Annotated in this window: 1 protein-coding gene; it reads left to right on the top strand. The window is 53.2% G+C overall.

Going from position 1 to position 1,124, the window contains the following annotated elements; translation table 11 throughout:
- Positions 1-596 precede the first annotated feature (596 nt).
- Positions 597-1,010 (top strand): acyl-CoA dehydrogenase family protein, encoded by a 414-nt coding sequence (locus BM317_RS29685; RefSeq protein ID WP_092477224.1) that lies wholly within the window; start codon positions 597-599, stop codon positions 1,008-1,010.
- Positions 1,011-1,124: the final 114 nt, after the last annotated feature.

Here is a 1,124-nt window from a genome sequence, read left to right as displayed (position 1 = left end):
CGGTTTGTTAGATGTGTTTGCTCGCACGAACATCATCAATCAAATCGGCGTTCTTGTTTCTGTGTTTCCCGGGATTCCGTGAAGAACCAAAAAAAGGGGCCCACTCGCGTTTGATCTGACCTAATGAATCTGGACAAGCTCACTCCCACAGGGAATGAGGTTGGTCACAATCCTTCAAGCAAGTCACAAGTTGCCAACCGCCGTTGTTCAAAGGTCGCGCGACCGACGTTGGCTTCACGCTCCTATCTTTGACCTGACCGATCAGGCGGAAGCACAACTTCACGTCGACAACTTCCACGTTGGAACGCCCGATGCACGCGCGCATCCGAGGCTGGGTGTCCGTCATCCGTGAGTCTGGTGTCCAGATAAAAACTATTTCCATCACGGACAACGGCTGATGGACCTGAGGGCGCAGACTGAGTCCAGTCACCATTGTTTCGAGACACTTGATGTTCGGTGAGCATGCCTGGACATGACACCTACGGTCGCTGCTCTTTTCCGCCTACCGGAAATGCCATCAGCGAACCCACACAAGCATCAGGAGGAAGGGGCAAGGCTTACAAGGTGTTTGACGCTCAATTTCGAAGAGGTATTCCATGTCCGAGTCCCAGGCCGCTGTAAGAGAAATTTGCGATGCCATTATCAAGCGGGTAGACCGCGCCTATGTGGCGGAATGTGGGAGAAAGAACGAGTTTCCGCAAAAGCTCTGGGATATGTGGGTGGATACAGGCTTGCTGTCGATGGGGTTGCCTGAAGAGTTCGGTGGGGCGGGTGGTTCCTTGAAGGACATCGTCCTGGCTCTCGACCTGCTGCATCGGGAAGCGTTGCTACTGCCGATTGCGGTGACGAACTTCATGTCTGAATGCCAGGATCCGGCGGTAGTCAGCGCTAGGGTTATCAATCAGCAAGTGGAACAAACTAATGTCTTGGTAGTCTTGAAGAGTGCCCCTTGGCAACGGACGGTTCTTACATGGGGGGCGGTCCGAAACGTTGGAGTATTTTTTCCATAGGAGGTTTAGCGTGCTCTGGAAGTCAAATCTTGTAGTGCTCGCCTTGTCTGCCGTTGTCTTTTCGGCGCAGGCTCAATCTGATCGTCAAGTGGTCGAGGACATGGTGACTCGCTC

Origin of the sequence: Pseudomonas sp. NFACC24-1, from assembly GCF_900115235.1 — a bacterium.
GTDB lineage: Bacteria > Pseudomonadota > Gammaproteobacteria > Pseudomonadales > Pseudomonadaceae > Aquipseudomonas > Aquipseudomonas fluorescens_AA.
This window is presented reverse-complemented; position numbering and strand designations above follow the sequence as displayed.